The sequence below is a fragment of the Zavarzinia sp. genome (genome assembly GCF_041650655.1).
GTDB lineage: Bacteria > Pseudomonadota > Alphaproteobacteria > Zavarziniales > Zavarziniaceae > Zavarzinia.
The window spans coordinates 1-3,725 of sequence record NZ_JBAZKR010000196.1 but is presented as its reverse complement, the minus strand read 5'-3'; the positions used below and the strand labels follow the sequence as shown (position 1 = coordinate 3,725).

At 71.6% G+C, this 3,725-nt stretch carries 5 protein-coding genes and 1 tRNA gene; 5 read left to right on the top strand and 1 reads right to left on the bottom strand.

From position 1 onward, the window contains the following. From WC493_RS22055 to WC493_RS22035, 5 genes are all read left to right on the top strand, one after another. A partial coding sequence (locus WC493_RS22055) for a hypothetical protein (RefSeq protein ID WP_373068583.1) occupies window positions 1–198 on the top strand: 198 nt, incomplete at its 5' end. 66 nt (window positions 199–264) lie between these two features. Next, window positions 265–624: a hypothetical protein gene (locus tag WC493_RS22050; protein WP_373068578.1), complete on the top strand. Its 360-nt coding sequence runs from the start codon at window positions 265–267 to the stop codon at window positions 622–624. Window positions 625–707: 83 nt separating this feature from the next. Beyond that, window positions 708–983 (top strand): hypothetical protein, encoded by a 276-nt coding sequence (locus WC493_RS22045; protein ID WP_373068576.1) that lies wholly within the window; start codon window positions 708–710, stop codon window positions 981–983. Then, window positions 980–1,825, top strand: coding sequence for an N-acetylmuramoyl-L-alanine amidase (locus WC493_RS22040; RefSeq protein WP_373068574.1), 846 nt, complete (start codon window positions 980–982; stop codon window positions 1,823–1,825). The genes WC493_RS22045 and WC493_RS22040 overlap by 4 nt, the downstream gene beginning before the upstream one ends. After that, complete coding sequence (locus tag WC493_RS22035) at window positions 1,825–3,204, top strand: metallophosphoesterase (protein ID WP_373068572.1); 1,380 nt, start codon at window positions 1,825–1,827, stop codon at window positions 3,202–3,204. Before WC493_RS22040 ends, WC493_RS22035 begins: the two co-directional genes overlap by 1 nt. A 168-nt stretch (window positions 3,205–3,372) precedes the next feature. Here the strand turns inward: WC493_RS22035 and WC493_RS22030 are convergent. After that, window positions 3,373–3,458: transfer RNA gene (locus WC493_RS22030), tRNA-Tyr, on the bottom strand. Window positions 3,459–3,725: the final 267 nt, after the last annotated feature.

Here is a 3,725-nt window from a genome sequence, read left to right as displayed (position 1 = left end):
GGGCCCGGCGGAAACTCGCTGCCGGCCGCGCTCCTCTACCCGTCGGATGGCGTGGCGGACGCTGACGACGAGCCGCAGGATATCCACAGTGGAACGACCGGGTGGTTCCAGCTAACGATCGCCGTGTGGCTCGACGGCGACGCCGAAATCTACGGCATCTGTTTCGATCCGCTGGCCGCCGTCACAATCACCGGCTGACGCAACCACACCCGTACTTGCAGCACTACACCGTTCGGCCGCACGGCCGTGACGTAGGAGTCATCCATGGGCTTCGGCATCCGAGATTGGGGCCTCATCCTCTCGCGTACCGCCGCGCAGGCGACCGGCACCGCCACCATCGCTCCCGCCACGCACGGCCTGCTGCGGACCCGGATCAAGCTCGAAGTGGACAGCTCCGCAGGCTGGTCCGGGACGCTGACGGTCACTCCGACCCGCCAGGGGACGCTCGCGGAGACGGCTACCACGGTGGTCGTCGGCGGGCTGACGGCGTCCGGGACAGGCGGGTACGCGGACATCGTGATCGACCACGCCGCATCGATCGTCGTTTCCGTCGCCGACAACGACAAGGTCATGCGCGTGTACGCTCGTTCCGTCGGGATCGCCGACGAAGGCGCGGTGCTGTAACCATGAGCCCGCCCCGCCTCCCCGCCGACACGCCCCAGACCGGGTGCGAGCACGGCCGGGCCACGCGCCAGCACGTTGATGAGGTGCTTGACCCGGCCGTCGCCGACCACGGAACCCGGCTGCGCGACCTGGAGCGCCTGGTGTGGAAACTAGCCGTAATCATCGGCCTGTTCTGCGCCCTCGGCTCTATCGTCGGCGGTGCCGTCGCGTCGCAGCTATTCCAGGGCCCGGCCCCGGCGGCGGCCGCTGTCGTGCGGGCCGACGTGCCGGACGCGAAGCCGGCCCCGGTGAAGCAGGCTGCCCCGGCCCCGGCCCCGCTCGTCCGTGCGTCCATCCTCGATGCCGGAGGTGCGCCATGATCGAGCCGATCGACCTCGCGGAGTACACGCGCCGCTCCCTGGCCGAGATGCGCGCCCTCCTCGACAAGCGCCCCGGCGGCCTCGCGAGCGCGATGGAGGAGCGGGTCGCAGTGTCGGTGCCGCCGGCCTGCGTCCTAGACTATCGCGATCGGCACAAGGGCAGCAAGCGCGGCGCCCGCCGGCCGTGGTCGCAGATCACGGGGATCACGCTTCATCAGACGGCGTGCCTCTACCTCCGCGACGAAGAGACGCGGCCCGCCAAGATCGACCGGGCCCGGGAGCGGGTAGCGAAGATCGGCGTTCACCTCGTCGCACTCCGGGACGGGTCGGTCGTCTGGTCCAACCCTCTCGACGTCTGCATGCCGCAGGCGCAGCGGTACTTCAACCGGACCGACATCGGGATCGAGATTGACGGCCACTACAGCGGGATCGAGGGCGACCCGCGGACCTTTTGGAAGCCGCTGCTGCGCCCCTTCCGCAAGCCGCTCGGGCTCTCCGCGGCGCAGGTCTCGGGCGTGCTCGCGGCGTGTGACTGGCTCGTCGCCGAGGTCGCGGCGCACGGCGGCCGGATCCGCTACGTCCACGCCCACCGGCAGACCAGCAAGAGCCGTACCAGCGACCCGGGCGAGCTGCTGTGGAAGGCCGTGGCGCTGCCGCTCCGGGAGCGCCACGGGCTCTCCGATGGCGGCGACGGCTGGTACGTACCGGCGAAGCTGCAGCGCATGGGCGATTGCTGGGCCGACAAGGGCCCGGGGCGGCCCATCCCGCGCGAGTGGGATCCGCGGCGAACGGTGGCCTACCGGGACCAGCCGACGCATCCGCACGCGCAGGAGCCCGCCTGATGCCCGGCGCAAGGTGGCGCTCACCAGAGGAGACCGCCCGCATCCTCGCCGCGTACGACGCGACCTCGGGCAAGCGCCGGCTCATGGACGCGGCAGCCGCGCTCGGGTGCCACCGCTCGACCGTAGCGCGCGTCGTAGCGGAGCGGGCGGGGAGACGACGCAAGGACGTGGGCGGGGCGGCGCGGGACGGCAAAGGTCCCGGACCGGGACAGCAATCTGCGCGGTCGGCGGAGGTCGGGCGCGAGGGGGAGACGGCGCCGGCCGAGGTGACGATCGCCGACGGGACGGTCACGGCGACCGACCGCCTCTACTCGCTCGACGATCTGCTCCGCTTCGGCGCCGCGGACCTGTCGCGCTTCTATGTGGTCTCGCACCGCTTCGGCTGGTACGGCCCGACGCGCAACCCGTCCGTGGAGAACCTCGTCGGCTTGCGGCCGCTCCCGGGCTTCATGCTCCCGGACGCGGCCCCACCCGCGATCCGTCGCTTGCCGGCCCCGCCGAAGGGGCACGGCGCGCCGCGGGTGACGGTGGCCTTCGGGGATACCCACTTCGGCGCGTCGCGCGACCCGTGGACGAGCGAGGTCATCCCGTACCACGACGAACACGCCCTAGACTGCGCGCTGCAACTCGTCGAGCACTTGGCGCCAGACGCGATCGTATTCCTCGGCGACGGGTTGGATCTGCCCGAGTTCTCGACGAAGTACGACCGCGACCCGGAGCAGGAGTACACGACCGGGATCGCCGTCGAGGCCGCGCGCGCGTGGCTTCAGGCGCTCCGGCGAACCGCGCGCCACGCCGCGATCTACTGGACCGAGGGCAACCACGACCGGCGGATCCGGGACTACATGCGCAAGGTCGCGAAGGCGGCGGCCGTCCTGCGCAACCCGGACGGCGCGCACTCCGTCGATCTGCCGCGGCTGCTCGGGCTGGCGGATCTCGACGTCGAGTTCGTGCCGGCCGATCGGGACGTCCGGATCGATGACGTACGCTACGTCCACGGCGACAACCGGGAGTGGGCCGACCTTGGCGCGGTGAAGTCCCGCGGCGGGGCGACGGCGGCCGAGATGCTCAAGGCCGCGACGGAATGCACCGTCTACGGCCACACACATAAGGCCGAGCTGGGCGCGCGGCGGCTCCACGTCGGCGGAGGGTACCGCCGGATCTGGGTCGCGTCCCCGGGCGGCCTGATGCGCCCCGACGGCGTGCTGCCGGGCGAGCGGCCCGACGAGGATCGGACGCAGGGCGCGGCCGTGGTGACCTCGTGGCCGGACGGGCGGGCGTCTCTGCAACTGGCCGAGATCGACGGCGGCGTGCTGACGCTGGGCCAACGGCGGTGGGCGAGCCGCGTCGATAGCTGCGCGTCGCAGGCCGCGGCGTGAGCGACAACAGGCGTTTCAACGCGCCGGTGAAAACCCAAGTTCGGCACCGAACTTGGGATAGCGTCCCGGAAGCGTCCGCACTTGATCGTGAGTGCCGACCGAAAGGAAACGCCCGGCCCCTTTCGGAGCCGGGCGTCGGTCCCGGGATGCTATCCCGGGAGGGGAGAGTGGGTCGGGCATGGATTCGGACCAGCGCAGCGCCGGAGCGCGCCGGATTTACAGTCCGGCCCCTTTGACCGCTTGGGTACCGACCCATGATGCCCGCTGCCGCCCGTCCCCGGCCTGACTCTCCCCGCGCGGGGACACTGGCGCGGGGACGGGACGGCATCTATCGCGGCGGTCCCATACGGGCGTAGGGACCGGGCCCAGCCGGCCCAGCCTACAAGCCCGGGGCATGGTCGACGCGCCCTGGGCCACATAGTAAGGCCAGCCATGCGGGCCACTGGATAGCGTAGCACACCGCGGCCTCGCGCCGCAAGGGAGGTAGACGTGGCAGAGTTGAAGATCGGCCGGGAGACGGC